This window comes from Nesterenkonia sedimenti (genome assembly GCF_012641515.1).
Classification (GTDB): Bacteria; Actinomycetota; Actinomycetes; order Actinomycetales; family Micrococcaceae; genus Nesterenkonia; species Nesterenkonia sedimenti.
Genome location: NZ_JABAHY010000001.1, coordinates 25853 through 51929, shown reverse-complemented (window position 1 = coordinate 51929; position 26077 = coordinate 25853). Strand labels below are relative to the sequence as shown.

At 62.1% G+C, this 26077-nt stretch carries 24 protein-coding genes, 2 tRNA genes and 2 pseudogenes; 17 read left to right on the top strand and 11 right to left on the bottom strand.

The features are described from left to right. Positions 1 to 18: 18 nt before the first annotated feature. The gene (locus HGQ17_RS00265; protein WP_168885973.1) at positions 19 to 249 is read left to right on the top strand and encodes an SRPBCC family protein; all 231 of its coding nucleotides are present in this window, start codon (positions 19 to 21) and stop codon (positions 247 to 249) included. A 10-nt stretch (positions 250 to 259) separates the two neighbouring features. Here the strand turns inward: HGQ17_RS00265 and HGQ17_RS00260 are convergent, their stop codons facing one another. The 3 genes from HGQ17_RS00260 to HGQ17_RS00250 are packed head-to-tail and all read right to left on the bottom strand — an operon-like array spanning position 260 to position 2562. After that, a complete protein-coding gene (locus HGQ17_RS00260) occupies positions 260 to 979 on the bottom strand; it encodes a type 1 glutamine amidotransferase (protein ID WP_168885972.1) in 720 nt (239 codons plus the stop codon). 11 nt (positions 980 to 990) lie between these two features. Next, a complete protein-coding gene (locus tag HGQ17_RS00255) occupies positions 991 to 1839 on the bottom strand; it encodes an Fpg/Nei family DNA glycosylase (protein WP_168885971.1) in 849 nt (282 codons plus the stop codon). A 15-nt stretch (positions 1840 to 1854) separates the two neighbouring features. Beyond that, the gene (locus tag HGQ17_RS00250) at positions 1855 to 2562 is read right to left on the bottom strand and encodes a LysE family translocator (RefSeq protein WP_168885970.1); all 708 of its coding nucleotides are present in this window, start codon (positions 2560 to 2562) and stop codon (positions 1855 to 1857) included. A gap of 89 nt (positions 2563 to 2651) precedes the next feature. Between HGQ17_RS00250 and HGQ17_RS00245 the strand changes: the two genes are divergently transcribed. Together HGQ17_RS00245 and HGQ17_RS00240 are read left to right on the top strand one after the other, a co-directional pair. Next, positions 2652 to 3563 (top strand): LysR family transcriptional regulator, encoded by a 912-nt coding sequence (locus HGQ17_RS00245; protein ID WP_168885969.1) that lies wholly within the window; start codon positions 2652 to 2654, stop codon positions 3561 to 3563. Positions 3564 to 3594: 31 nt separating this feature from the next. Continuing rightward, complete coding sequence (locus tag HGQ17_RS00240; protein ID WP_168885968.1) at positions 3595 to 5721, top strand: intein-containing Rv2578c family radical SAM protein; 2127 nt, start codon at positions 3595 to 3597, stop codon at positions 5719 to 5721. 3 nt (positions 5722 to 5724) lie between these two features. Here the strand turns inward: HGQ17_RS00240 and HGQ17_RS00235 are convergent, their stop codons facing one another. Beyond that, positions 5725 to 11052 (bottom strand): DUF4011 domain-containing protein, encoded by a 5328-nt coding sequence (locus HGQ17_RS00235; RefSeq protein ID WP_168885967.1) that lies wholly within the window; start codon positions 11050 to 11052, stop codon positions 5725 to 5727. Positions 11053 to 11122: 70 nt separating this feature from the next. Between HGQ17_RS00235 and HGQ17_RS00230 the strand changes: the two genes are divergently transcribed. After that, positions 11123 to 11434, top strand: a complete 312-nt coding sequence (locus tag HGQ17_RS00230; protein WP_168885966.1) for an antibiotic biosynthesis monooxygenase family protein — start codon at positions 11123 to 11125, stop codon at positions 11432 to 11434. 4 nt (positions 11435 to 11438) lie between these two features. Here HGQ17_RS00230 and HGQ17_RS00225 read toward each other — a convergent pair whose 3' ends face one another. Next, positions 11439 to 12077 carry an NUDIX domain-containing protein gene (locus HGQ17_RS00225; RefSeq protein WP_168885965.1) on the bottom strand — a complete coding sequence of 213 codons (639 nt, stop codon included), beginning with the start codon at positions 12075 to 12077 and terminating at the stop codon, positions 11439 to 11441. Positions 12078 to 12198: 121 nt separating this feature from the next. Between HGQ17_RS00225 and HGQ17_RS00220 the strand changes: the two genes are divergently transcribed. The 6 genes from HGQ17_RS00220 to HGQ17_RS00195 all read left to right on the top strand — a co-directional run bounded on the left by HGQ17_RS00220 (position 12199) and on the right by HGQ17_RS00195 (position 16152). Further along, positions 12199 to 12274, top strand: a tRNA-Arg gene (locus HGQ17_RS00220). A 256-nt stretch (positions 12275 to 12530) separates the two neighbouring features. Then, positions 12531 to 12701 (top strand): hypothetical protein, encoded by a 171-nt coding sequence (locus HGQ17_RS00215; protein WP_168885964.1) that lies wholly within the window; start codon positions 12531 to 12533, stop codon positions 12699 to 12701. Between the two features lie 256 nt (positions 12702 to 12957). Beyond that, a complete protein-coding gene (locus HGQ17_RS00210; RefSeq protein WP_168885963.1) occupies positions 12958 to 14343 on the top strand; it encodes an MBL fold metallo-hydrolase in 1386 nt (461 codons plus the stop codon). 32 nt (positions 14344 to 14375) lie between these two features. After that, a complete protein-coding gene (locus tag HGQ17_RS00205) occupies positions 14376 to 14960 on the top strand; it encodes a rhodanese-like domain-containing protein (RefSeq protein WP_168885962.1) in 585 nt (194 codons plus the stop codon). A 7-nt stretch (positions 14961 to 14967) separates the two neighbouring features. Next, positions 14968 to 15732 carry a sulfite exporter TauE/SafE family protein gene (locus HGQ17_RS00200; protein WP_168885961.1) on the top strand — a complete coding sequence of 255 codons (765 nt, stop codon included), beginning with the start codon at positions 14968 to 14970 and terminating at the stop codon, positions 15730 to 15732. A gap of 141 nt (positions 15733 to 15873) precedes the next feature. Next, on the top strand, positions 15874 to 16152 hold the full coding sequence (locus HGQ17_RS00195; protein WP_168885960.1) for a metal-sensitive transcriptional regulator: 279 nt from the start codon (positions 15874 to 15876) through the stop codon (positions 16150 to 16152). A 32-nt stretch (positions 16153 to 16184) separates the two neighbouring features. On the opposite strand, the gene HGQ17_RS00190 is transcribed toward HGQ17_RS00195, so the two are convergent. Next, positions 16185 to 16832 (bottom strand): vitamin K epoxide reductase family protein, encoded by a 648-nt coding sequence (locus HGQ17_RS00190; RefSeq protein WP_168885959.1) that lies wholly within the window; start codon positions 16830 to 16832, stop codon positions 16185 to 16187. Further along, positions 16813 to 17094 (bottom strand): DsbA family protein, encoded by a 282-nt coding sequence (locus tag HGQ17_RS00185; RefSeq protein WP_168885958.1) that lies wholly within the window; start codon positions 17092 to 17094, stop codon positions 16813 to 16815. Before HGQ17_RS00185 ends, HGQ17_RS00190 begins: the two co-directional genes overlap by 20 nt. Positions 17095 to 17122: 28 nt before the next feature. Here HGQ17_RS00185 and HGQ17_RS14955 point away from each other — a divergent pair. Beyond that, a pseudogene (locus HGQ17_RS14955) lies at positions 17123 to 17329 on the top strand (IS3 family transposase); the annotation flags it as partial. A 171-nt stretch (positions 17330 to 17500) separates the two neighbouring features. Here HGQ17_RS14955 and HGQ17_RS00180 read toward each other — a convergent pair. Beyond that, positions 17501 to 18547, bottom strand: a complete 1047-nt coding sequence (locus HGQ17_RS00180) for a YeiH family protein (protein ID WP_168885957.1) — start codon at positions 18545 to 18547, stop codon at positions 17501 to 17503. A gap of 78 nt (positions 18548 to 18625) precedes the next feature. Here HGQ17_RS00180 and tgt point away from each other — a divergent pair, with 78 nt between their 5' ends. After that, entirely contained in the window at positions 18626 to 19912 is a 1287-nt protein-coding gene (gene tgt / locus HGQ17_RS00175; RefSeq protein WP_168885956.1) for a tRNA guanosine(34) transglycosylase Tgt, read from the top strand. Between the two features lie 26 nt (positions 19913 to 19938). On the opposite strand, the gene HGQ17_RS00170 is transcribed toward tgt, so the two are convergent. Continuing rightward, positions 19939 to 20910, bottom strand: coding sequence for a 2-hydroxyacid dehydrogenase (locus HGQ17_RS00170; RefSeq protein WP_168885955.1), 972 nt, complete (start codon positions 20908 to 20910; stop codon positions 19939 to 19941). A 125-nt stretch (positions 20911 to 21035) separates the two neighbouring features. Here HGQ17_RS00170 and HGQ17_RS00165 point away from each other — a divergent pair, with 125 nt between their 5' ends. From HGQ17_RS00165 to HGQ17_RS15795, 4 genes are all read left to right on the top strand, one after another. After that, a complete protein-coding gene (locus HGQ17_RS00165; protein ID WP_168885954.1) occupies positions 21036 to 21350 on the top strand; it encodes an FAD-dependent oxidoreductase in 315 nt (104 codons plus the stop codon). Continuing rightward, on the top strand, positions 21347 to 21583 hold the full coding sequence (locus HGQ17_RS00160; RefSeq protein WP_168885953.1) for a hypothetical protein: 237 nt from the start codon (positions 21347 to 21349) through the stop codon (positions 21581 to 21583). The genes HGQ17_RS00165 and HGQ17_RS00160 overlap by 4 nt, the downstream gene beginning before the upstream one ends. After that, a complete protein-coding gene (locus HGQ17_RS00155) occupies positions 21516 to 21827 on the top strand; it encodes an FAD-dependent oxidoreductase (protein WP_168885952.1) in 312 nt (103 codons plus the stop codon). The genes HGQ17_RS00160 and HGQ17_RS00155 overlap by 68 nt, the downstream gene beginning before the upstream one ends. 232 nt (positions 21828 to 22059) lie before the next feature. Continuing rightward, positions 22060 to 23292 (top strand): exonuclease domain-containing protein, encoded by a 1233-nt coding sequence (locus tag HGQ17_RS15795; protein WP_168885951.1) that lies wholly within the window; start codon positions 22060 to 22062, stop codon positions 23290 to 23292. Between the two features lie 311 nt (positions 23293 to 23603). Here the strand turns inward: HGQ17_RS15795 and HGQ17_RS00145 are convergent. Next, a tRNA-Pro gene (locus HGQ17_RS00145) sits at positions 23604 to 23680 on the bottom strand. Positions 23681 to 23878: 198 nt separating this feature from the next. Between HGQ17_RS00145 and HGQ17_RS00140 the strand changes: the two genes are divergently transcribed. Then, the gene (locus tag HGQ17_RS00140; RefSeq protein ID WP_168885950.1) at positions 23879 to 25279 is read left to right on the top strand and encodes a serine hydrolase; all 1401 of its coding nucleotides are present in this window, start codon (positions 23879 to 23881) and stop codon (positions 25277 to 25279) included. 31 nt (positions 25280 to 25310) lie between these two features. Here the strand turns inward: HGQ17_RS00140 and HGQ17_RS00135 are convergent. Then, positions 25311 to 25844: pseudogene (locus HGQ17_RS00135) on the bottom strand (cob(I)yrinic acid a,c-diamide adenosyltransferase). Positions 25845 to 26077: the final 233 nt, after the last annotated feature.

Genomic DNA, 26077 nt, shown 5'->3' with positions numbered 1-26077 from the left:
GGAACGGAGTGCTCAGATATGAATCTCGTTGCGGAATTCACCCGTCAGTTTCAGGGAACCAAGGATGACCCCACACTGATCTTTGAGCGCCTGTATTCGACGACGCCATCGGATCTCTGGGATGCGATGACCACCCCTGAGCGCCTCGCACGCTGGTTCGGCACCTTCACCGGCACTGAGACCTATAAGCCTCTGATCGGCGCCCACGAGGAGACCGCCCATAAGATCTGGCGGGAGCTTATCGGCTGATCGAGAGAGTTCAGCCTGCCTTGCGCTGTTGGATGAAGTGTAGGAAGGCTTCGGCTACTGGGCGGAAGGAATCCTCGATCTCAGCCTCCTGGGCGCGGAACTCCTCGATGACCTCTTCCGCGCTGCGACCGGCCCGGCCCAGGAACTCCTCGGAGTTATCGGCCCAGCGCTGCAGCAGCTTAGCGTCTGGTTCCGGATGGAACTGCACTGACCAGGAGGCCTCCCCTACCCGGTAGGCCTGCACGGGCGCATCGGTGCCTTCGAGCAGATAGACCGCGCCTTCGGGAATATTGGCGATCTGTTCCTGGTGCCACAGCACGGCTTTGGGGTGTTCCGGCATGGCGGCGAAGACTGGGTCCTGCCCTGCCTCGGGCCGAACCTGCAGCTCCATGACCCCCACCTGGGGTCGGCCGCGGCGGAAGACTTCGGTGCCATGGGCGACTGCATTCAGCTGCGCACCAAGACAGATGTTGAAGTTGGGCTGATGCTGTTCAGTGCTGCGCCGCTGGAGAGCCCGGACTGCTGGCAGCCACTCCCAGTCGGCGTCGTCGTTGGGTGCTGCGGTACCGCCCAGTACGACTAAGCCGTCGTATCCGGTCAGCTCCTCAGGGACCGTCTGCCCCAGATCGGGTCGCAGAACATCAATCTCTGCTCCGGCGGCAGTCAGCCAGTCTCCGAACTTGGCTGCGGGCACGGATTCCTGGTGCTGGATGATCAGAATTTTCGCCACGGCCAGGCAGTCTATAGCAGACGGTCAATCCCGCGGTCAGAGAATGCCTTCCCGTTGTTCTGACACCCTGGGCAGTATTGGAAGCTGGAGTCGCTGTAGACGACCTGTTTGATGGTGTCACCGCATTCGGGACAGGGCTCACCGAACCGACCGTGGACGCGAAGTCCGGACTTCTTCTCCTTCTTCAGCTCGCTGGCGGCCTGGCCTTCAGCCCTGGTCAGCGCCTCCTGGAGACTCTGGCGCATCGCGGTGTAGAGCGCGGCGGCGTCGTCGGGCTTCATGGCCGCCGGCTGGAAGGGTGACATCTTGGCGCGGTGGAGGATCTCATCGGAGTAGGCATTGCCGATCCCAGCGATGACCGATTGTTTTCGCAGCACTTTCTTGATCGGCGAGCGCCCCGCGGCCTGAAGGATCTGGCTGAACTGAGCTTCGGTGACATCTAGGGCATCGGGACCCAGATCTGCGATACCGGGAACTTCAGAGGGCTCGGTGACGATGTGGAGGGCAAGGCCTTTGCGGGTGCCTGCCTCGGTGATGTCGATTCCTGATCCGTTCTCGGTGACCAGTCGTGCGGCAATCGGGCTCTTGCGTGAGGGCATGGAGGTCGGTGCCTGATCGCGCCAACGGATCCATCCGGCCAGGGCCAGGTGGATGATCAGGTGCAGATTGCCGATCTGCAGGTCGAGGAATTTGCCGTGCCTGCCCACCTGCTCAACGGTCTGTCCAGTCAGGGCTGTGGGTGGTGGATCAAAGGTCTTCAGGGCATGGAATGCCAGCACATCCAGCCGCTGCACGCTGAGTCCCCGCAGTCGGGATTCGAGATCCCCCGCGAGCGCATGCACTTCTGGAAGCTCCGGCATGGCACCAGAGTAGTCTTATCCGCCCCAGAGGGTCAGCAGGCCGAGGCCTCCGCTGCCGAGCATGAAGATTCCCAGTCCGATCAGGGTTGCGCCGCTGATTCCTTCGATCCAGGAGGTGGCCTTGGGGCTGGAGAGCCACCGGTTGGCGGCATCGACCAGCAGCACTACCGCAATCAGGTACAGATACATCGTGGCGGCCACGGTTCCACCCAGCACCCCGATGGTGAAGATCAGTGAGGCATCTGTGGGGGTGAACTGCGGGAACAGCGCGAGGAAGAACAGCCCCACCTTGGGGTTTGTCATGCAGGTGGCCATACCCGCCAGAAAACCCACCCTCGCCTTGGGTACCGTCAGGGTCGCCACCGGGGACGACGGCGGCTGCGATCCGGCAGCCCCGGAGACCGGCTCTGTGGCGACAGTTGCCATAGTGGCGATGCGGGTGCGGGCGCTGAGGACGGCTCGCGTCCCCAGGAAGAGCAGATAGAGACCCCCGACGACGCTGAGCAGCTCATAGGCCAGTGGTGATGCTTCGAAGAGTGCGGCCAGCCCTACTGCGGCCAATGCGGCCCAGATGAAGGCTGCGGCTGAGGATCCGGTGGCTGCACCGAGGCCGGCCCGGCGGGACCTCAGGGCATAACGCAGCGAGAGCATAGTGTCGGGCCCGGGTGTCACGGCCAGGACAGCTGCTACGGCGAGCAGGCCGAAATAGGTCGCAAGAGTCACCCGAATATCTTGGTGCCCGAAGACAACTTGGCACAAGCACATAGAATCGAACAATCGTCAGGTATTCCCGAATGATTGTGAGACCCGTAGTGATCAACCCACATCGGCTGCGCGTTCTGCGTGCTGTTCTGACTGCTGGGTCCATCCATGGGGCAGCGCGGAATCTGCATTATTCACCGGCGACAGTCAGTCAGCATATGGCCGAACTGGCCCGGGAAACTGGATTGGAACTCTTTACCCGCAGTGGCCGCGGCTTAGCCCCGACCCCTGCTGCGGTCCACCTCTCTGAGCAGGCCGGGGAGGCCCTGGCCGGGTTGGACCGTCTGGATCGGGTGGTGACCGACCTCCGCGAGGGTCGGGACCGTCAGCTGACCATCAGCACGTTCTCCTCGGCCGCTAAGCACTGGTTGCCGGATGTGGTCACCGCCGTGCGCGCGCAGGACCCCGGGTTGACCTTTGAGATCAGTCTGAACGAATCGGAGGCACCTGCGGCATCGCGACCGGTGGACATTGACGTCCAGCAGGAGAGCCTCGAGGAGCCGGAGCAGCATTTCCCCGGCTATCTCCGCCACCCGCTGGGGATTGAGGATTTCGAGGTGGTGCTGCCTGCAGGGCACCCATTGGCCGAGGCTGAGGCGACCTCAGTGCATGATCTGCGTGATCTGCCCTGGATCGATCAGGACATCTACGACTCCCCGGTAACGCGGATTATTCGCAGCGCCTGCCGGGCTGCCGGATTCACTCCTCGGGTGATGGCTAAGTTGGATGATCACTATGCGGCTCTTGGCCTAGTGGAGGCTGGGGCCGGCATTACGGTGCTGACACGCTTAGCTGCCCTGGATGCTCCTGCCGGGGTGGCGGTCCGCCCGCTGGTGAATCCCAGGATTCAACGCCGGGTGGTCGCCCATATCCGCAAGGACAGTGGCAGCACTCCCCCGGTGGCTACTGCCATGGAGACCCTGGAGCGTTTGGCTCAGGAGGCTGGCCTCCTCAATCCTTGAAGCCTTTTCGAATGTGTGTTCGAATAGGTGTATGCGCTGGGAGACCCAGAAACTTCACGACGACGTCGCCGGCCCGGCGCTGCTGCCGATGGCTGGGCTGGTGCGCTCGGTGCAGACCCCTGAGTTTGATGGTGTGACCTTCCATGAGGTGGCAGCGAAGACCGCGCTGAATAAGGTGCCCAGTCAGTCCAATATGCCGTTCCGGTGGACCATCAACCCCATGCGCGGCTGTCTCCACCAGTGTCGTTATTGCCTGAGTCCGGACACGTTGATCATGATGGCTGACGGCCGACAGCGTCGTCTGGATGAAATCCGGGTGGGCGACAAGATCATCGGCACCCATCTTTCGGGCCGATATCGCTATTACACAGAAACCGAAGTCAACGTCGTCTGGAGGACTCGTAAGCCTGCTTACCGAGTCACACTCGAGGATGGCACTGAACTGATCGCAAGCGGTAATCACCGATTCCTGACCGAACGCGGATGGAAGCATGTTGCCCCTCCGGCCCCAGGAGAAGGCCAACGCCCATACCTGACAACCAACAATTCCCTCATGGGCTTCGGCTTGGGATGCGCCACCGAAAAGTACCAATATCCAGCACCCAGCGCCCAATATCGCCGCGGTTATCTCACGGGGATGATCCGCGGCGATGGGATGCTCATTGATCGCACATACGACCGGAAGTCGAACGGTAAGCCCTATCGTGTGACGATCTTTCGCCTGGCTCTCACTGATTCAGATGCGTTAACGCGAACACAGGAGTATTTGACACAGGAGAACGTCCATACTTCGCTTAAGCCGTTCGTCACCGGCCGAGCCTCGCGTAAGCCAATGAATATGATCGTCACCTCCACGCGAGATAATTACGCGCGCATACTCCAACTCATCTCATGGCCTACTTCCGTGGCCGACGAATGGGAAGCCGGCTTCCTCGCTGGCATCTTTGACGCGGAGGGCTCGTTCAGCGGCAGCGCCTTGAGAGTGAGCAATTCCGATGAGGAGATTCTGCAGCACACAGAGGCCGCTCTGAAGAGCCTCGATATTCCGCATATACGCGAACCTGCCAATGACAAGGGCGTTGCCTCGGTCCGAGTCACTGGAGGGGCCACCAGTTACCGACGATTTTTTCACCTCGTCAATCCAGCCATATCACGCAAACTGAAGATGGCTGGTCGTGCAGTCAAGACCTTCAGCAACTTGAAAGTGTCAAGCGTCGAGGCGCTCGGCCAGGAGCAGAGTCTGGTTGATATCACCACTGGAACAGGCGATTTCATTGCTAACGGCGTTATCAGTCACAACTGCTTTGCGAGGAAGACGCATGAGTATTTGGACTTGGACGCGGGGAAGGACTTCGATTCACAGATCGTGGTCAAGACCAATGTCGCAGATGTACTCCGCGCGGAGCTGGCCAAACCCAGTTGGGGCCACGAGCATGTAGCCCTTGGGACCAATACCGACCCCTATCAGCGAGCAGAAGGCCGCTACCGCCTGATGCCGGGGATTATTCAGGCCCTGGCTGACTCCGGGACTCCGTTTTCGATCCTGACCAAGGGCCCCCTGCTGAAACGTGACCTACCCCTGCTGAAGGAGGCCGCGAAGAAAGTCCCGGTCTCAGTGGCGGTGTCCCTGGCGATTATGGACACCGAGCTGCAGCAGATGGTGGAACCAGGAACTCCTGATTCGCGGGCCAGGCTGAGCCTCATCAAGGCCATCACCGATGCCGGGCTGGAGTGTAATGTCCTGGCGATGCCGATCCTGCCGTGGCTGACCGACTCCGCCACACACCTGGACTCCCTGCACGGTGCCCTCGCTGAAGCTGGGGCCAGCTGGGTCTCCACCGGCGCGCTGCATCTGCGTCCCGGTGCCCGGGAATGGTTCATGCAATGGCTGCAGGCGGAGTTCCCGAAACTGGTGCCGAAGTATCGTCGGCTTTACCGCGGCAAGAACGGCCAGTTCACCACCTATGCCTCTGCCGAGTACAAGAAATGGCTCGGACAGCAGGCGGCCCAGGCTCGACGACGCCATGGGTTCATCAAACGTGAGGACTTCACCTGGCGCGGACGCACCTCCCCCGAACAGGCAGATGCCCCTAACGAGGCTGTCCACCAACCGACTCTGGAGGCATTTGCCACCCCGGCTCAGCCGGCACTGTTCTAAGCCCTACTCCCCCACAGCAGTGAGCAGACCATCCTGCTCCTGAATCTGCCCCTGGGACAGAGCCAGGTCAGTGACCTCCTGCATCCGCGCCGATATCCGTGATCCCATCTTCTGGTGCCCGTACAGTCGGGCCACCTCACGCTGAGCCTCATCCCGGGGCGCCCCATGGGCACGCCGGATCACCTCGACGAAAACCCCCAGCAGCTCATCAATCGGAGCATCAGCAACATGCTGCTGCTGCACCTGAATCGGCGCAGGCCCACTTGATGCCCCGGCTCCCCTGTCAGCCTGAGGCTGGGTAGCCCGGTTGCTCTCCTCAGCGCCTGGTTGATCCTCCGAGTCACGGGGTTGATCCGCACCAGCAGCCACACGGCAGATACGCTCCACCACGAGCTCGGGATCTTTCAGCCACGCCGGCAGCCAAACCCGTTCCACGGCTGCCCAGGACATCAACCCCTGCAAGATCACAGAAGGCAGCAGCTCCCGGTCACCGACGGTGCCGCGCGCTGCCCACAGAGGCCCATCCAGCAGTACTGCCACCCATGGCCGTTCAGGCCCACTGCGGACGGCCAGATCCACCGTGAAATCCGAAAGCCCAACCCGGCGGCGCACCTCAAGTCCTGCCGCCTCCAGTGCCGTGGCAACTGTCTCCGAGTGGCGGTCCAAACTGGTCTGCGCTGAGCCGCTGCCCAACTGAGCTGTGCCGTACTCAGCGGTGAGGAGGTACTCCCGCAGATCATGTAATCCCTGAGAGGCCGAGGTTGAGACATCCAGCTGCTGGGGGCGGAAGGAGGTGAAGATGATCACCTGCTCCCGGGCACGGGTGATCGCAACATTGAGCCGCCGCTCTCCCCCTGCCCCACTGAGGGCACCGAAGTTCAGCGGGACACGCCCGCGCTCATCAGCCGAGATAGCCAGCGTGAAGAGAATGACATCGCGCTCATCACCCTGCACATTCTCCAGGTTCTTCACAAAGACTGGATCCTCATCCCGCATCAGCGCCTCTCTGACAGCCGATGATGGGTGCTCCTCAAGGAGGTCCAGGATGAGGTCCCGCTGCTGGATGTTGAACGTAACAACCCCGATGCTCCGCTCAGGCTGTTCTTGGAGAAGTTGGTCCACCTCGGCAACAACTGCCTCGGCCTCGGCCCGGTTGACCCTTGCGCCACCTCGGCCACCTTCCCAGAGGCCCCCAATATGCCGCAGCTGCACTGCCGAACTGCCCTCAGCCTGCGGCGGAGCCGGAAATGTCGAGAGCCGGTCCTCGTAGTACTGCTGATTCGAGAAGGCAATCAGCGACTCATCCCGGGAGCGGTAATGCCAGCTCAGCCACTGCCTGGGGAAGCCTGCTTCAGCGGCCTCCGAAAGGATGGAGTCCATATCCGCAGGTACTGGCAGCTCATCGCCTGCACCACTGGCCTCATCTGCCGTGCGGGCCGAGAAGGTGGAACTGGGCGGCATCTGCTTGGTGTCACCGACAATGACCACAGACTTTGCCCGCCCCATGGCCCGGATGGCCTCCGGCACTCGAATCTGAGAAGCCTCATCAAAGACCACCAGGTCAACTTCCACAGACTCTGGCGGCAGGAAACGAGCCACTGAGTCAGGGCTCATCAGCAGGCAGGGGGCAGCCTCGGTGATGAGACTGCCGAAATGTTCGAATAGGCCCCGGATACTCAGTCCGCCCCGCCGCCGACCGGCCTGGGTGCGCAGCTGGCCCACCCGCCCCAATGACGCATGGGGGTCAAAGCTGCGTGAGGCCACCAGATCGGCTGGCAGCTGCCGGCTCAGCAATTCCCGATGGGCCGAAGAGGCTGAGCCGAACTGCTCGATTCGCCGCAGGTGCCGAGTCTCATCAAAGCGCACCGAGCCCGTCGACTCCAACCGTTCGGCTAGAGAGGCATCCGTGAGCGCTTGCCGCAGGCTGGGTTCGAGATCACCGGGCAAAAGTCGCTCCTGCTGCAGGGCACGTACCCAGTTCTCCAGACCATGTCGGTGCAGCCAGTCCAGTCCTGCACTGACCTGGGCCCAACGGTCCAGGGATGTCATCCCCGTGTTGAGATCTGCCGACCAGGCTGCTGCGCAGCGATCGATGGCCTCCTTTCGGCTTTGCGTCCCGGCCCACCGGTGCAGACTCCTACTGGTAGCGCCCAGTAGCTCGAGCATTGAGGTCCAGGCCGTGGCCCGTTGGCGCAATGACTCAGCAGGATAGGAGATCGGGCTACCATCGCGGTAGATCTCAGCTATCAGGGCCGCCACCTGTTCCCGGGTGCTGGGTGATTCTTCGGCGAACACCAGGTGCAGACGCTCCCATTGAGCCTTCAGTTGGCTCAGCGCCTCCAGACGTGAGGTCAGCTCCTCCACCGCTAGGGCTTCGGGGCCAGTGAGATGTTCCTCTATTCCACGCAGCAGCTTCCGCCGTGACCTGCCCCGCCCGATGGGAAACCACCGCTGGTCGATGTCCTTAGCCTGGGTGATCAAGGAAGGCAGGTCCAGGCCGAAGGCACTAGTCCGGAACCCGGACACCAGTGATTCCAACCAGGTGATGACCGCATCGGTCTGCTCTACGGTGAGAGCGAGATCCATCAGTGCATGGGCAGGGCTGCCATCGGTGCCGTGCTCAGCCTCCAGTGTGGCGGTCAGGATGGCGCTGAACTGGCTGCGATGCTGATCTAGGGCAGTCGTTGCAGCAGGTTCTGCCAGGGCCCAGGGGTGCTCAGCTATCGGTGCCTGAAGTTGCAGCAGGTCCCGGTCGACCTCAGCGGCCCGGGAACAGGCTTCCTCCAGGGCTCCCAGTCTCGGCGCTTGTTCTGGGGTCAGCACCAGGGGGTCGTCGTCGGGGTCTACGGTGTCCTCATATTCTGCCAGTTCGAGTACCAGTTGCCGGGCCTGCCAGGCGCTGAGGCCGGCCGGTCCGGCACTATGCAGCGCCTGCGGATAGCGGGCTAAATACTCCACGGCATTGCGTAGCCGAGCCCTCGTGGTTTCGAAGGCCACCTCAGGGGCTGGGTTGGCCTCCAGGGCGGCACGGATCTGGGCCCGGACTGCGCTGACCGACTGGTTCTTCCCATGCAGGTCCAGACAGAAATCTGCGAGCCCAACTTCTTCCAGGCGGCGCTGGACCACATCCAGGGCCACCTGTTTCTCGGCCACAAAGAGGACTTTCTTCCCGCGGGCGAGGTTCTCCGCGATGAGGTTGGTGATGGTTTGGGATTTTCCGGTTCCTGGTGGGCCTTCGAGGATGAAACTCTTTCCTGCCGCAGCCCAGGAGACCGCCCGTATCTGGGAGGCATCGGCTGGCACCGGAAGGTGCAGGGTCGCCTCCTCCTCCGGCACCGGCTCCGGGGAGCCCACCCCGTCGTCGAACTGCGCTCCGGGGGTCTCCACCAGGTGCCGGATATGGTCCCGGCGCATAAAGACTTCCCAATGCTCACTGAGATCCCGCCAAAGATCCAGGGTGGAGAACTGCAGCAGTGCCAGGTGGGCGGTCTCCTCCACGGTGATCTGCTCGGCCCGCTCTTTCAGCAGACTCCGGCGGATCCCGCTCAGTGCCGTGTGGAGATCAATCAGCCCTTCGGATGTCCGCGGCGGATCAGCCAGTGCCTGAAGGGTTAGGCCCATATCGGTGCGCAGCTTCTCCAGGGCACTGATATTGGGCACAATCTCCCGGGAATCGTCATACTCGACCCGGAAAGGTGAGCGTCGCCCACCGGTGAGAGTTACCGGAACCAAGAACAGGGGTGCGTGTCCGCCGCGTTTTCCTCCGCGGTCCTCCCAGCGCAGGGCTCCGATGGCGCAGTAGAGCGGATGGGCGCCGGTCTCCTCGGCAGTGGTGTTCGCCCGCCGTTGGAGGGAGCGCAGCCGCTTCTCGAACTCGCTGAATCCCAGGATCGCGAAGATTCGACGCTCTTCGATCAGGATTCGGCTCAGTGTCTCAGGGTCCACATCCGCCGCAGTACGGGCTCCCTGGGCCTGGTGGATCTGTTCGATATCCCCGTGCTCGCTCAGCTCGAACTTGTTGCCTGCGACCAGTTGTTCCATCAGCGCGTTCAGTGACCCAGCCGGTACATGCAGGGGCGCAGAGCTGGACTTCGCCAGACGCAGCAGCGGGTTGCGGTAGCTGAGGTCCAGCAGCGCTCGCCGCCACTGTTCGATCCGTGCTGGAGCCTTCCGGGCTTCGGCCGTCTGGATCGAAGGGGAGCTGGTGGGGTGGGCAGACGCCTTGGACCCTGGTGGGGATGATCGCCACCTGTGGTGATTGCCTTCCTGGACGGTCTCAACCACGAGCGTCTCCCCGTCGAATCGCAGGTTTGGCAGCGGCCGGATGCGACGGTGGGCGGCGGCAACATCCAGGAGCCAGAGCCCCTCCTGCTCGTAGCTGGTCCACCACCGGGCGGCCTGGGAGCCAGCCATATCGAAATCGCTGCCCTGGTTGGTAGTGGTCATGCCGGTGACCTCGATGACTTCCAGCAGCTCTGAATCAGCCAGGGTGGCGATCACATTCGGCTGGTCCACAACAGTGGTGCTGAGGTGGCTGTGTTCGGCCAGCCAGCCCACCAGGGCATGCCTGCCGGTTACCGCCACCACGGCATGCAGGCCTGCACGGCTCAATGCCGCGGCAAAGAGACAGGCGGCCTCAAGACTGCTGGCCTGCCGAGTCTTCAGAACATCGGTATGGCTCCGGATCCGCTGCTGGTGATCAGTCGCAGAGGGGGAAGCCGCCAGCCCCCGCATGGCCAGGGCGTGGTAGATACCCCGTGCGGTGAGCTCCACACGCTCGGGTCCGCCGGCATAGCCGGGCATCTCCCCGGATCCGGTGTGCTCAGTCAGAGCAGCACTGGCTTCGGTGAGCAGTTCCTCGATGATCGGATCTCGGGGGCGGATATAGGCCGCCAATGATTCCCGGATGCCCTCCGGTGACCATAACTCTGCTGGCAGCACACGCACCGCTGCGGTCCCGGTAGACAGCCGGGATTCCTGGCTGCGGTCCACCAGCTCAGCGCGCAGGGTCGTGCTGGCTGTCTCTGTGATGGTCAGGAACGCTGCGTGTTCTAGGTTCCAGCTGATCTGCCGAGCAGGTAGTACCGCCTCTTCCCCGGCGGGAACCGAAGGCAGCGGAATCTCCAGGGCCTGCGCCACCTCTACTGGACCCACCGGAGCGATGCTCAGCCGCAGGGCAAGATCCAGGGTTTCGGTTCCGGCCGTTTCCTCTGCACGGAGTTGTACGGAACTCAGTACCGGAACCCGGTTATGCTCCAGGGCGTAGTTGAACGAGTCCTGGTGCAGGACTTGTACGGTGAGGCCCTGGTGGACCAGGCTCAGCAGGTTCATAGTCCTATCCTGCCCTCTTCACCTGGGATCCCGTGTGACCGCCGGCGGTATCAGTGGAACAATGACTGCTATGAGCGTCATCAAGATCAATGCGATTACTGTCCCCGAGGACTCCGGTGATGAACTCGGCAAGCGCTTTGCCGCACGCCATGGCTCCATGAACGGCACCCCTGGGTTTCAGGGGTATGAGCTGCTCCAGCCCACCGATGACCGCAATACCTGGTTGGTGATCACCCGGTGGGATTCGGAGGAGGACTTCGAGAACTGGCGCAACTCCCAGCACTTTGCCAAGTCCCATGGGGACGATGACGGCAAGCCCAAGAAGCCCCCGGTGGGCATGTCCAGTGAGCTGTGGAGCTATACAGTCTCCACCACTGGCTGAGGGATCAGGGGCGAATCACTGAACTGCGGGGATGATCCGGCCACGGGGCCCGGGCATCCCGCAGGCTACCCACATCGGTGCGCACTGCATGTAGGGCCAGGATGGCATTCGCGGCGCTGGGGTTGTGGATCTTTCCGGCCAGGACAGCTTCGACTGCCTCTTTCAGCGGCACCCAGGCTGTGGTGATCTCGGCTTCCTCTGCCTGACGTGTGTGGCGCTCGCCGTGGGGGATTTCGCTGAGCCCTTGGGCGAGATATACCCGGATGGCCTCATCGCTGGCCCCGGGTGTGGTGTAGAAGTCAGTCAGGGTGTACCAATTCTCAGCCCGGAGGTCGGCCTCCTCAGCCAGTTCCCGCTGAGCAGTCTCCAGAAGCGGCTCGCCCTCCACATCCAGTAGGCCTGCGGGGATTTCCCATAAGTTCATCCGCACCGGGTGACGGTACTGATTGATCAACAGGACCTCATCGTCCTCGTTGACGGCCAAGACGGCCACGGCACTGAGATGTTGTATGAAGATCCTGCTCAGGGTTCCACCGGTCTCACCGAAGGTGAAGGTCTCCTCCACTGCATTGAAAACTCGTGAGGAGACGAGCTCCTGCGAACTCTGGATGGGCAGGTCAGCAGCCGAGTCCTGGATATCCATAAGCCTTAGCCTAGACCTTCGGCGGCTGAGGTTCTCCGAGGGGCTCAGCGTTTCCCAACTAGGCTCCTGCGGATTGGACTGGTAATCTATATCGGTCAGCACGAGCGAATCGTGCGGCCCCGCCTCCGTAGCTCAGGGGATAGAGCGTCGGTTTCCGGTACCGAAGGCCAGAGGTTCGAATCCTCTCGGGGGCACCAAAGTACTGATATTCGACTCAATTGAGCTTTCGAGTACCGTCGATACAGTTGAGTTAGAGTGCCGATCCCCAGGGGTCGGCGCTTCGTTTTCACTCTCGTGCACTCCGCGGTGCGTCTTCTCAGACTTCTGGATCTCTGCCACTCCGGCACAGCCAGTCGATCGACCAGGAAGAGCACGACCGTCTCGAACACCAGCACAACAGTCGTCAACCAGAGCCCCACGTGCCCGATTATCTCCAAAGGCTCGTCCAGCAAGGTGAGGAAGACCGCGGGGACCGACACGATCGCTGCGATCAGCACCGGCCAGGCCAGCCAGGTCTCCCAGCGCTCCTCGATCTCACTGGTCCGCCCTTCGGATGCCTTCCCAGCGGCCGTCTCAGCGAGTCCCCGGGCAGCCGAGGATGCTCGCTCCACCGGAGGCTGTTGACCGCGCTCGCCGTCGCGGCCGGAATGCTGCGCAGGGCTCATGATCCGTCGCTCAGTTGTCGGCTTCTCCAAGAATGACTCTACGTTCTCTAAGCGCCGCCCAGGCCATTGCCGCGGCTCCCGAGCTCACCTCCCCTCAGGTGGCGCGCCGCGGGAAGCTGTCGCAAGCCGCCTCTTTTGCGTACCCCTCGGGGTATATGTCATGCTTCCTTCTATACCCCCTGGGGTATATAAGCAGTTCTCTCGAAGGAGACACAATGTTGTTGGAACGCATATATGACGAGGATCTGGCCCAGGCCAGCTATTTCATCGGCTGTCAGGCCAAGAACGAGGCGGTGGTGGTAGACGCCCGCCGCGACATCGGCGAGTACCTGGACCTGGCACGGCACCATGGAATGAAGATCGTGGCTGTCACCGAGACACACATCCATGCCGACTATCTCTCAGGAACCCGGGAGCTGGCCGCTGCCACCGACGCTGAGGTCTACCTCTCCGGGGAGGGCGACGACGAATGGCAATACGGCTTCGAAGGTCGCCGCCTCCACGACGGTGATGTGATCAGCGTAGGGAACATCACCATCAGGGCCAGGCATACCCCGGGGCATACCCCCGAGCACCTGGTCTTCGAGATCACCGACGGCGCCTTCAGCAGCGACCCCGGGTACGTTCTCTCCGGAGACTTCGTCTTCGCCGGCGAGCTCGGGCGACCTGACCTGCTGGACGAAGCCGCCGACGGCGTCGATTCACGGTATGCGGGGGCCAAGCAGCTCTTCGACAGCCTGAAGAACGTCTTCCTGCCCATGGAGGACCATGTGATGGTCTACCCCGGACACGGTGCGGGGAGCGCCTGCGGCAAGTCCCTGGGAGCACTGCCGGCAACGACAGTCGGGTACGAGCGGGCCAATGCCTGGTGGTCTTCCTTCCTCAAGGCCGACGACGAGGCCGGATTCATCGAGCAGCTGCTGGAGGGACAGCCGGATGCCCACGCCTATTTCGGGCGGATGAAGCGGCAGAACAAGAATGGCCCTGCAATTCTGGGTCAGCTTCCAGCTCTCAAGGAGCTTCCGGCTGGCCAAGTCGCTACGGCGGTCGAGACCGATGAGCTCATTGTGGCCGATACTCGATCCCATGATGAAGTTCACGCCGGCACCGCACTCGGGGCATTGAACATCCCCCAGGAGAAGCCGGCCAGCTTCGGCGCCTGGGTCTACGATCCCGAGCGAGAGGCGCGACCGCTGGTCCTGCTCGCCGCCGACCAGGCGGAGGCTCACCGGCTGAGGAATCACCTCATCCGGGTAGGCATTGACCGTTATGCCGGATACATCACCAGTCTCGATGGGTTGCCGGTGGTCACTCCTGCGACTATCCCCGCAGCTGAGCTGGCCACATCTGAGACAGATGTGCTGCTCGATGTCCGCAACGCCACCGAATACGCGGAAGGTCATATCCCAGGTGCCCACAATCTCAGCGCTGGGAAGGTCCTCTGGCACCTGGACAAGCTGCCCCAGGACGCCACGGTCATCTCCTACTGCCAGTCCGGTAAGAGGAATTCCGTCGCAGCCAGTGCTCTGCGCCGGAAGGGCTATCGAGTCCTCGAATTAGAAGGCAGCTACAACGGCTGGCTCGAGCACCAGAACCGCTGATCCCCCCATCCCCCCCTGACGAAAGGTTTCCTGTGACCCCCACCCCCTGCGCACCCGAAGACCTGCTCCACAACACCCACCTTGCATCCCAGACGGTGCTCATTGATGTCCGGACGCCGGCAGAGTTCGAGACTGCCCATATCAAAGGCTCCCGCAACCTGCCGCTGGACCTGCTACAGAAGAACCCCTCCCCCGTCGCGTCCTCGCTTCCGGAGAACGCTGTGCTGCTCTGCCAATCCGGTGCCCGCAGCCAGCAGGCTGTGGAAGCCCTGTCAACGGCAGGAGCCGATCAGCTTCAGGTGCTCGTCGGGGGCATCAACGCCTACCAGAAGGCAGGGGGTGAACTCCTGCGGGGGAAACAGCGCTGGGCCATGGAGCGGCAGGTCCGCATGGGCGCCGGGGCCCTGGTGGCGACCGGCGTGCTTGCCAGCCACTTCATCCACCCGAAGCTGAAGTGGCTCTCCTTCGGCGTCGGGTCGGGGCTGATCTTCGCTGCGGCGAGCAACACGTGCGCGATGGGTTACGCACTGAGCCGGATGCCGTGGAACAGGACTGCCACGGATCCGACCCTGGAAGCGGCACTTCGGGATATCCCCGACGCGACCGGCCTACGGTGAGCCCCCCATGGAACCGCTGACCCTGCTCGTCGTCGGCCTGGCAGTGCTCATCGGTCTATCGCTGGGCCTGCTGGGCGGCGGCGGCTCCATTCTCGCCGTCCCCCTGTTGGCCTACGTGGCGGGGATGGAACCGCAGGAAGCAATAGCCGGGTCCCTGTTCGTGGTCGCTGTGACCTCTGCGGTGAGTCTGCTCAGCCACGCACGCCGGGGAAACGTGCAGTGGAGGATCGGCTCGCTCTTCGGGGGCGCCAGCATGATCGGGGCTTTCGCCGGCGGGCTGATCGGTGGCCGCATCCCCGGCACAGTGCTGATGATCGCCTTCGCGATGATGATGGTGGCCACTGCCGCAGCCATGCTCCGGCGCAGGACAACGTCGAGTGCGCCGTCAACGCGCGGGGAACGCATCTCGCGCCGCTGGTGGCGGATCCTCATCGACGGATCGGTCGTCGGCCTGGTGACCGGCATGGTGGGCGCGGGAGGCGGATTCCTGGTCGTGCCCGCCCTGGTCCTGCTCGGCGGCTTGTCCATGCCCGCAGCAGTGGGGACCTCCCTGATGGTCATCACCATGAAATCAGCAGCGGGACTGGGCGGATACCTGACCACCGTGACCCTGGACTGGACGCTGATCCTGATGGTCACCGCTGCCGCCGTCGCAGGAGCGCTGCTGGGCTCACGGTTCACCGACCGCATCCCGGAGACGCTGCTCCGCAGAGCCTTCGGAGTTTTCGTCCTGATCATGGGTGGCCTGGTGCTGACCATGGAACTCGTCTGAGGCGGGGAGAACTCCGCGAATCTGCGAAGACTGCCACGAGCGAAAACCAGGCCGCCTTTCCTCCGGCTGATCCCCGGCTCTCAGAATCATGGGACCATTGTTCGTCGTGTTCTCGCGCCCAGAATCCCGGAAGGAAACCTCATGCGTAACGCAGACCCCGAAACTCAGCGCAAGATCATCAACCGGCTCAAGCGCGCCCGCGGCCAGCTGGACTCGGTCATCAACGCGGTGGAGAACGATGGCTCATGCAGGGAGGTCGTCACACAGCTGGCCGCGGTGTCCACCGCCCTGGACCGGGCAGGTTTCGTCATCGTATCCGGAGTCATGCAGTACTGCATCACAGACCCCGAGACGGCGGCCGAAGAAGAGGACGGCCTCACCATCGAGGAACTCGAGAAGCTCTTCCTCACCCTCTCCTGAGGAGCCGACGGCTGGCTGACTTCCCACGTCAGTCAGATGAGGGTGGTCCAGTAATCCCAGAATCGGTGTGCGATCAGCGCGAGGATGACCAGGTACCAGGCGGTGAGGATGGTGCCACGGTACTCGGTGATACCCGCGAGGGCCCTCCCCAGCACGGTACGGCTGGAGACGTGAAGGAGCTGAAGGTTGCTGATGGTGATGTGCCAGAAGTTAGGAATCATCGCGGCCCAGACGATCATGCAGTACGGGCACAGGGCTCCGATGACATGGAGGCTCTGGTAGATCAACCAGTGCACGAACACCACCCCGAAGGTCACCCCCGCCTGTACGAGGATCCAGAACCAGCCGGCGAACCGTGCTCCGGCCAGCATGGCGGCACCGATGGCGGTGACGGCGGTGAATCCAACGATCCCGAGGATGGGATTGGGGATGCCGAAGGCCTCGGCCTGCGGGGTGTCCATGACCGAGCCACATGACAGGACCGGGTTAATGGTGCAGGTGGGGATGTAATCGGGGTTCCTGATCAGCTCGATCTTCTCCACCAGCAGCACTGCAGCGGCCAGCAGGCCGACTACCCCGCCGAGGAGCAGCAGTATCCCCAGCCAGCGCCCGGGCAACACCGGGCGGACGCCATCGGCCGACCCTGGCCCGGTCCGGGGCTTAGTCGTCAAGGGCGGCATCGAGGCTGTTCTCCAAGTCGGTGATGCTTTCAAGCTCAAGGCGCTCGCCGTCGAGGAAGAACGTCGGGGTGCCCTGGACACCGAGATCCTGACCGTCCTGCTGGCTCTGTTCGACGCGTTCCAGGATCGCTGGGTCGTTGAAGTCGGCTTCGAAGCGTTCCATGTCAAGGCCGAGTTCTTCGGCATAGCCGAAGAACGTCTCTTCCTGGGAAGTCTCCTGGTGTCCCCACTCCTCTGGGGACTCGAACAGGCGCTGGTACATAGCCTCGAACTCGCACTATAGGAGCGTCAACGCCGCGATGGAGTCCTTCTTCGCCCTGCTCCAGAAGAATGTCCTGGACCGCAAGCGATGACGGACTCGAGAAGATCTCCGGATCGCGATCATCACCTGGATCGAGCGGACCTACCATCGACGCCGCCGGCAGGCCCGCCTGGGCCGATTGACCCCCATCGAATACGAGACCATCATGAACCCGACAGTCAGCCTTGCGGCCTAACTGTTGTGGGGCGGGTCTCCCAATTGACGCCGAAGCGAGCAAGTGCCCTGCGCAGTGTCCTGCAAGCCGAGTGAGGGAGCAAATGCAGCGCATTTGTGACTGAGCGAGGCGCAGTCAGGGCGCCCGCAGGGTGCTGCGCAGTCGGTGAGAAATTGGGAGACACGCCTTCACTCAGAGCAGCACCAGGATGCCCAGAAGGGCCGTCCCTGCAGCCAGCACGCTTCCGGCACCACCGAGCAGTACCGCGGGACCACCGGTTTTCACTAGGGTCCGTAGGTTCACCGCCGCCCCAACTCCGACCATCGCCACGGTGATGAGCATGGTCGTGATCTGAGCCAGCAGGTCTGCAGTATCAGTCGGAATATCCACAGTGGAGTTGAGTACCACCGCGCCCAGGAACCCGATAACGAACCACGGGATCAGTGGGGGCCGTTTCCCACCCTCAGCACTGCCGCCGCGTACCGGGGCCCCGGGGCCGATGCGAAGCGCGACCACCATCGGGGCAAGCATCAGTACCCTGGCCAGTTTCACCATGGTCGCCACAGTCAGTGCAGTCGCGGCCACCATGCCGCCTGCAGCCACCACCTGTCCCACCTCGTGGACGCTGGCACCGATCCAGACACCGGCCCGGTGATCCCCCATGCCGGTAAGGCCCACCAAGACAGGCAGAACCAGCATGGCGACCGTACCCCAGAGGGTCACCACGGCCAGTGCAGTCGCGGTCGGGGCCGCAATATCCCTCCCCTGGGCATCCTTGCCGTCACCGCGGTCCAGGACCGCTGCGGCGGCGGCCACCGCTGAGGCCCCGCAGATGGCTGTTCCGGTGGCCAGCAGCGACGTCGTCGTCGTATCTGTTCTAAAGCTCGAGCCCAGCAGACGGATTCCGAAGAATGTGACCAGCACAGTGGCCACAATGATCACCAGGACTTCCCAACCCAGACCGAGAATATCCCCGAAGGCCAATTGCAGGCCCAGCAGCACGATCCCCACCCTGAGCGGGAATTTGGCAGTCCACTTCAGTCCGGCCTCACCCCACCAGGGGACCCATCCGAGGGTGCGCAGCAGCATGCCCAGCACAATGGCGATCAGCAGGGCGGAGACCGGCAGCCACTCCCCCAGGAAGCGGTGGGCCAGCACCGCGCCGACAAAGGCCAGTATTACCCCGGGCAGGATCTCGTAGCCGCGCTCAGCCCACTGCTCTGGATCGAATCTAGACACCGAATCAGTCTATGAACACCAACTGCTCCCACCGGAGCAATGGCACAGTCATGAGTGACCAGCCGGTAGAATTCACAGGTGCTTGAGCCCGGAAAAGAAACCCCGACGTCGCCCCCTGCCCCTCACCCTGCCCACGGGCAGGAGAACTTCGGCTTTGAAGTCCATGACCGGATCGAGGGGGCACTGGGCCGGACCGGGACTATCACAACCCCACATGGGACGATACAGACCCCGGCCTTCATTCCAGTGGCCACCAAAGCCACAATCAAAGCCGTGCGGCCGGAGGAGATGTCCGAACTCGGATCCCAGGCGGTGCTGGCCAACGCCTATCACCTGAACCTGCAGCCGGGCACCGATGTGCTCGATGCCGCCGGGGGCCTGGGGAAGTTCATGAACTGGCCCGGCCCTACCTTCACCGACTCCGGCGGGTTCCAGGTGATGAGCCTGGGGGTTGGGTTTAAAAAGACGATCTCCATGGATGCCACCCGGGTCACCGATGACGAGGCGATCGCTGAGGAGCATGAGCGCCGGGCATTCGTCGACGACGATGGGGTCACCTTCAAATCCCATATCGACGGCACCGAGCACCGGTTCACCCCGGAGATTTCGATGGGACTACAGCACGAGATCGGGGCGGATATCATCTTCGCCTTCGATGAGCTGACCACCCTGTTCAACACCCGGGCCTACCAGGAGGAATCCCTGGAGCGGACCCGGCGCTGGGCCGAACGCTGCTTGGCTGAGCACCGACAGCTGACCCAGCAGCGCAGCCACCGGCCGTATCAGGCACTTTTCGGTGTGCTGCAGGGGGCTCAGTATGAGGACCTGCGGCGCAAGGCCGCCCAGGATCTGGCCGCTATGGAGGTTGATGGTCAGGTATTCGACGGTTTCGGCATCGGTGGGGCCCTGGAGAAGGAAAACCTGGGCACTATTGTCGGTTGGGTCTCCGCGGAGCTGCCGGAGTCCAAACCCCGGCACCTGCTGGGAATCTCCGAACCCGATGACTTCTTCACCGCAGTGGAGAACGGGGCCGATACCTTCGACTGCGTCCAGCCCTCACGGGTGGCCCGCAATGGCCGGGTCTACACCCCCGATGGGTACTTCAACGTCCCGCAGGCGAAGTATAAGAAGGACTTCTCCCCTATTCAGGACGACTGCGGCTGCTACACCTGCCAGAACTACTCCAAGGCCTATCTGCATCATCTGTTCAAGGCCAAGGAGATGCTGTACTCCACCCTGTGCACCATCCACAACGAGTACTACACCGTGAAGCTCGTCGACGATATCCGGGCCTCAATCACCGAGGGCCGGTTCTACGAGTTCCGCGATGAGACCCTGGGCCGCTACCGCGGGCGGATCAGCTAGGTAGGGTTCCAGGTTCGGTTGGTCGGTCAGCGCACCGGCGTCGGCGGCTGTTCTCCGTTGAGGACTGCCAGCACGTTGTCCAGGGCAAGGGTCGCCATCTTCCGGCGGGTGGCCCCGCCTGCTGAACCGATATGCGGCAGCATGACCACCTGCTCCATTTCGCGCAGCTGGGGGTCGGTCTGGGGTTCGAATTCGTGGACATCGAGTCCGGCTCCGGCCAGATGTCCCGAGTTCAGCGCCGCCACCAGGGCCTTCTCATCCACCAGGGGCCCGCGGGCAGTGTTGATGAGGTAGCTGCCGGGCTTCATGCTCTGCAGTTGCGCAGCGCCGATGAGGTGCCGGTTCTCCTCGGTGAGGGGACAGTGGAGGCTGAGCACATCCACCTGGGGCAGCAGTTCGGCCACTGATGCCGCCGGGATCACTCCCAGCTGCTGGGCTTCCTCACTGGTGGCCCGGCTGCCGGTGGCCACGATCTTCATGCCGAATGCCTGGGCGCGTTTGGCCACAGCCATCCCGATTCGGCCCAGGCCGACGATTCCCAGGCTTGCTCCGGCGGAGATGTCCAGGCCCACATAGCCCTGGGGGCCCCAGATCCACTCCCTGCCGGTGCGGAGGAAACGATCCGCTTCAACCACCCGGCGGGTGGTGGCCAGCATCAGCCCCAGGGTGAGGTCTGCGACGGCCTCATCCAGAACACCGGGGGTATTGGTGACGGTGATGCCCCGGGCGGCGGCAGCTTCGAGATCGATATTGTCGTAGCCGACTGCCACATTGGCCACCACTTTCAGCTGGTCGCCGGCGGCGTCGAAAACTTCCTCGTCAATCCGGTCAGTCACCGTGGTGATCAGTGCCTCCGCTCCGGCAACTGCCTTGAGCAGTTCCTCCCTGGGGGGAGGAAACTCAGTATCGGGGTGGATCCGCACCTCGCGAGATCCAAATGCACTGCTGTACTGGTCGACGACCTCGCCCAGGGGGCGGGTGAGATACACATGGGCCATGTGAATCAGCCTACACATGAACAGCTGGCCCCGATGCGATATCCGGCAAACGCCCAGGTCAGATTGAGCTTCAGTGTTTAGTTTCGGCAGATAGACAACTGTGGTCGATACCTGAGGTGAGTCAGATGTCAGAGCCCCAGCACGCCGTCGTCGTCGGATCCGGTTTAGCCGGCCTAGCCGCAGCCGTGGATCTGGTCGACTCTGGACACCGCGTCACCGTTTTGGAGGCCGGACATGTTGTCGGTGGGCGCACCTCCAGTTGGGATGCCGATGGGATGACCATTGAATCGGGTCTGCACCGTTACCTGGGTTTCTACCGGGCGCTGCCGAAACTGATCAAACATATGGGCAAGGACCTCAATGACGTCGTTCATTGGGAGGACGAGGTCGAGATTCTGACTCCCGATGGGGCCCCGACGCAGTCTTCGGTGCGTCAATGATCCATAAGCCGATCAAATCGCTGGCCGAGGCACTGGGTAACAATGATTTCCTGCCCATGGGGCAGAAACTGGCCCTGGGCAAGATGCTGGCCGCCGGAGCCAAGGAGTACGTTCAGGACCCCGAGGCTCTGGATGAGGTGACGGTGACCAGCTTTGCGCAGCAGCATGGGGTCTCTTCCGCAGCGGCATATTGCCACCGAGGCCCAGCAGCTTCTGGAGCTGGCCTACGATGACGCCAAACGGCTGGGGCTGAACCTGCATGGCCTGGTGACCGATTTCCGGAAGGTGGTCATCGATTCGGACTTCTACTCACTGGAGCCCGGCAATGAGAAGCTCCGGCCGGTTCAAGCAACACCGGTGCCAGGACTGACCTTGGCCGGTGACTATACGAAGCAGAAACACCTGGCGACTATGGAAGGCGCAGTAGTCTCAGGCCATTATGCTGCGGAGGCGGTGCGCCAGGAATTGGGCACCTGATTCGGAGATTTTGGTCGGGATAGCCCGGGGGGTTACCGTCATCAATCCCCGTCCTGCGGCAACCGCCACGTAAAACAGCTTCGCTCGGTTCTCTGACCTAGGGCCGGCCAGACAGTCATCGGGGCTGCACAATACTCCGCGGAGAGACTCATGCCACCGCAACAACATCCATATACAGCCTGATCACAGGCACAATGAGGGATGAATTGCTCGCTACCGTTGGGGGAACACATTGGCTGGGCCGACTTTTGTTGCTATCGACTTCGAAACTGCTAACAATGACCAAGCTTCCATCTGTCAGGTAGGAGTATGCCTGGTAGAGAACGGGAGCATTACCCTCACTGAGCAGTGGTACGTGCAGCCGCTGACGGGCTTAGAGTCCTTCAACCCCTACAACGTGAACATTCACGGCATCACTCCCGACATGGTGAAATCCGGCCTTACATGGCAAGAGTCGTCAATCAAATTGAAGAGGCTCGTAGGCACTCGTGGTGTTACAGCGCATAACGTCCAGTTCGACAGTGGGTGTTATACAGCAGCATGCGAACGCGCAGAGATTACCCCAGAACCTTGGGAATGGCGGTGCAGTTTGGACCTTTCCCGGAAGATGCTGCCTAACCTAAGCGAATACAAACTGGACCGAGTATGCGAGCACTTGGGGATTAGCCTCGCCGCACATCACCAAGCGGGTAGTGATGCCCGGGCTTCGGCCGAAGTTGTGTTGGCCATAGCTCTGCAAACTGGCGCGAATCGAATCGAAGACCTGTGTGCCCCTAATTCGGCAAGTAGACCCCGGCGAGCGACTAACGGTGGGCCGTCCTTTGCCCCCTCACACTCCATCAGCCGATATAAGAAGGTGGCTGACCTGCCAGCGCCAAATCCCGATGCTGACCCACAACACCCGATCTTCGGTCAGCACGTAGTCATTAGTGGCTCTATCCCCGGATGGACTCGGGACCGGTTCATCGAGAGGATTGCTGAGCTTGGAGGGCAACCACAGAACAACGTAACTCGAAAGACGACGCTCCTGGTCGTAGGAGAGGATTCAGGAGAGGTGAAACTTCGCAAGGCTGAAGAGAACATTGGCAGGGGTTTCGCCACAGAGATAATATCCGCGAAAGCAGCCCTTCAGCTGATTGATACGGGGGGATCTGTTGAACAGAAAAACGAACGGCCTGAAATACCCCAGGCCTATGTGGCACCAAAACGAACACGCTCAAGGCAGGGCCCTAAACTCACGACCCCTTCTAATCTTGGAACGCGCCCAACGTCCATTAAGCCAATCGCTCCAGGTACCCGTTCGAGAGGGTTTAGGGGTTGGCCCCTGCTAGGAAAGATTGCAGCCGTCATCGCTGCTGTGTTCTTCGGACTTGTTGTCCTAGGAGCCATCCTGCGGGCCTGCGACGCTGATTACGCAGAATCTGTTCCCGACAGTTGGCAAGATAGCACTCAGATGCACACATAGACGATAGGTAGAACCAAGCCGTGACGACGAAACTGCTATTCCCTTTCGATTCCAGACTTATCAGAGTATGAGCGCCTACATTCGGTCAGCTTCGACCCCTCGGCGCGAGGCACTGTCAATGTAAAGGCCTCCATGCCAGTTTGAGATCTCACGGCTCACTACCAATGTCTCGGTGAAGGTTTGTGCATAAATTCGCTGACAGTAAATGAGATCCCGGCACGTCCTGAACGTCCCTGGCCAGGCGCACTGTGGAAACAAAAAAATCCCGCAGAATCGCCATGGATATCTGAGATTCTGCGGGAATTTTGTCTTGGTCGGGATAGCCGGATTTGAACCGACGACCTTCCGTCCCCCAGACGGACGCGCTACCAAGCTGCGCTATATCCCGTGGATTATGCTCAACCGGACTCTGCCGAGCCCCTTGAGCACCAGACGATCTTAGCCGCTTGCCCCGCCAGGTGTCCACTTGGCAGGACCACCCCCGTGTCATCCCTGATGAATGCGACATCCCGCCGTGACAAAAACGTAACCCGGTTTGCTGAGTGAAATCCGCCGAACCTGCCGGTGGGTTAATTAGCCTGTCCCTATGCACCCGCGCCTTCCCCTGATAGCGGGTGTGCCCGGACGTCTCAGTGCGGTGGCCCTGACCACTGCTCTGCTGGCTACCGGTTGCGCACCCAATTTCCACTCCCCCGAGCCCTCCAGCATGGTGCAGGTTCGGTTCACCCAGCCGGCACCGGCGGCCGCCCAGGACAGTGCTGAATCCACAATGTCCGAGGCCGCTGTCGAACTCGCTGACCGCATCTCCGAAACCCATGCCGCAGCGGCACATGCCCCCGATGGCGGCACTGCCGCTGTCGCTGGTGAAGTCACAGCTGAAGAACCCGTTGAGGAAGCAGGAGCAGAGCCCTCAACCACCACAGGTGGTTCTGACACCCCGGGGACGCAAACTCCCATCCCCACTGCCCCACCCGAGGGCGTCACTGAACTGGCAGCTGACCTCAATGCTGCCCATGAGGCCTCCAATGGCCGTTCCGAGGAGGAAGAGGCTGACGCGGAGGACAGTGAGGATGGCTCTCCCGCAGATGAATCCGATGAGGCCACCGATCCTGAGGAAGATGACGACGGCGACTCCTCCTCCGAGGACACCACCCGGGACGAGGCCGATGAGCCCGAGGATGAGGGCACCGCTGACGAAGGCGAATCAGCAGATATCGGTCCAGATGAGGAACCAGAGCTGGGTGAAAGCCTAGAGCTTGAGGACCCAACGGACCCCGCACCTCCGGTGCAGTCCACCGCTCCAAGCTTCGATGGGGATCTCAACACGTACCTAGCAGCACTGGCTTCGAACTATCCCGGCCAGATCTCCATCAATGTCGCAGAACTTGGCGCTGATGGTCGGCACGGCTCAACCGGTGGCGGAGACTCCCACCGCAGCGCCAGCACCTATAAGATCCTCATTGCCCATAGTGTCCTGCAACGAATCGAGGACGGTTCGATGAGCTGGGATGACCCAGTGATCGGGGAACGGGATCTCGCACAGTGCTTCCATGACATGATCGCCCTCAGCGACAACCACTGCCCGGAGAAGCTTGGGCCGGAGATCGGTTGGGCGACTATCTACAGTGAAGCGGCCCCGCTGGGAGTGACTAACACTCGCGGCGGTGAAGGCGGCATCCTGACCACCGCAGATGACCTCAGCTCATTTATGACCAGCTTGGCCACCGGATCGATGAGCATCACTGACTCCAGCCAGCAGCGGCTGCGTGATGCCCTGGCAGCCAATATTCACCGGCAGGGCATTCCTGCCGGATCGACTGGTCAGGTGCTGAATAAGCCGGGCTGGATCAGCGGGAATCTGCATGACACTGCGATTGTCCACCACCCCTCGGGCAGTTATGTCCTCACCATCCTCAGCCAGGGCTCCAGCTGGGATGCCATCGCAGCGATCACCCGCGATATCGAAACCGCCCTGGGCTACCAGTAACCGGCAGGAGGCCCCGGGACCTCCGGCCAGCTCAATGGGTCATCGGCTTGCCCAGGCGCTCATCGTGTTTGAGCAGGTCGAAACGGATGACAGTATCGGCGGTCTCGATCAGCTCCGGGGTCTCCGGCTTACCGGTCATGATCACTGAGGTCTGCGGGTACCGGTCATTGACGGCACTGGCGATATCGGCTGCCTGCAGCCACCCATGATCGGCGGCTCCGCTGATCTCGTCGAGGATGACCAACCCCCCTGCAGGTGACTCCAGGGCGGTACGGGCTGCCGACCAGGCTTCCAGGCACAGCTCCCGGGGGTCGCGGCGTCCCCAGGTAAGCCCTGGCGAAAACACTGGCCAGTGCACTCAGTTCTGTACAGCGATACTGGCCTCGGCCTGGTTCCAGGACCGGCCCTTCAGGAACTGGATGACTGTCACCGGCCACCCTCGACCCACAGCTCGCATGGCGTAGCCGAAGGCGGATGCGCTCTTTCCCCATCCGGGACCGGTAAGCAGAAGCGAGAAGCTGGCTGGAGAGGACTCTGTCTCTGCGGGGGATTCTGGAGCGTCCACCACCTCCGAGCTTACCCGCCGGAGTCTGTACGACGGCGTGCCAGATAATCTGCGAGCAGTTCCTGGTCCTGGTCTTCTTGCCCAGGGACTTTGTATCCATTCTGTTCTCCTCAAGGTCACGGTGTGGAACTGCGTCCAGAGGAGATCTCACCAATGGGGAGTGAATCCAGTGCAGGTGCTGGGTAACCGGAAGGTGATAGTCGGCTAAACCTTCTGTTTACCCAGGTGAGATT

Bases quoted from the DNA above. Each gene is read 5' to 3' on its own strand.
- HGQ17_RS00160 (WP_168885953.1), top strand. From the start codon at position 21,347: ATGATCCATAAGCCGATCAAATCGCTGGCCGAGGCACTGGGTAACAAT.
- HGQ17_RS00185 (WP_168885958.1), bottom strand. From the start codon at position 17,094: ATGTACCAGCGCCTGTTCGAGTCCCCAGAGGAGTGGGGACACCAGGAG.
- HGQ17_RS00190 (WP_168885959.1), bottom strand. From the start codon at position 16,832: ATGCCGCCCTTGACGACTAAGCCCCGGACCGGGCCAGGGTCGGCCGAT.
- HGQ17_RS00230 (WP_168885966.1), top strand. From the start codon at position 11,123: ATGAGCGTCATCAAGATCAATGCGATTACTGTCCCCGAGGACTCCGGT.
- HGQ17_RS00235 (WP_168885967.1), bottom strand. From the start codon at position 11,052: ATGAACCTGCTGAGCCTGGTCCACCAGGGCCTCACCGTACAAGTCCTG.
- HGQ17_RS00225 (WP_168885965.1), bottom strand. From the start codon at position 12,077: ATGGATATCCAGGACTCGGCTGCTGACCTGCCCATCCAGAGTTCGCAG.
- HGQ17_RS00195 (WP_168885960.1), top strand. From the start codon at position 15,874: ATGCGTAACGCAGACCCCGAAACTCAGCGCAAGATCATCAACCGGCTC.
- HGQ17_RS00265 (WP_168885973.1), top strand. From the start codon at position 19: ATGAATCTCGTTGCGGAATTCACCCGTCAGTTTCAGGGAACCAAGGAT.
- HGQ17_RS00165 (WP_168885954.1), top strand. From the start codon at position 21,036: ATGTCAGAGCCCCAGCACGCCGTCGTCGTCGGATCCGGTTTAGCCGGC.
- HGQ17_RS00210 (WP_168885963.1), top strand. From the start codon at position 12,958: ATGTTGTTGGAACGCATATATGACGAGGATCTGGCCCAGGCCAGCTAT.
- HGQ17_RS00200 (WP_168885961.1), top strand. From the start codon at position 14,968: ATGGAACCGCTGACCCTGCTCGTCGTCGGCCTGGCAGTGCTCATCGGT.
- HGQ17_RS00155 (WP_168885952.1), top strand. From the start codon at position 21,516: ATGGGGTCTCTTCCGCAGCGGCATATTGCCACCGAGGCCCAGCAGCTT.
- HGQ17_RS00170 (WP_168885955.1), bottom strand. From the start codon at position 20,910: ATGGCCCATGTGTATCTCACCCGCCCCCTGGGCGAGGTCGTCGACCAG.
- HGQ17_RS00255 (WP_168885971.1), bottom strand. From the start codon at position 1,839: ATGCCGGAGCTTCCAGAAGTGCATGCGCTCGCGGGGGATCTCGAATCC.
- HGQ17_RS00240 (WP_168885968.1), top strand. From the start codon at position 3,595: ATGCGCTGGGAGACCCAGAAACTTCACGACGACGTCGCCGGCCCGGCG.
- HGQ17_RS00140 (WP_168885950.1), top strand. From the start codon at position 23,879: ATGCACCCGCGCCTTCCCCTGATAGCGGGTGTGCCCGGACGTCTCAGT.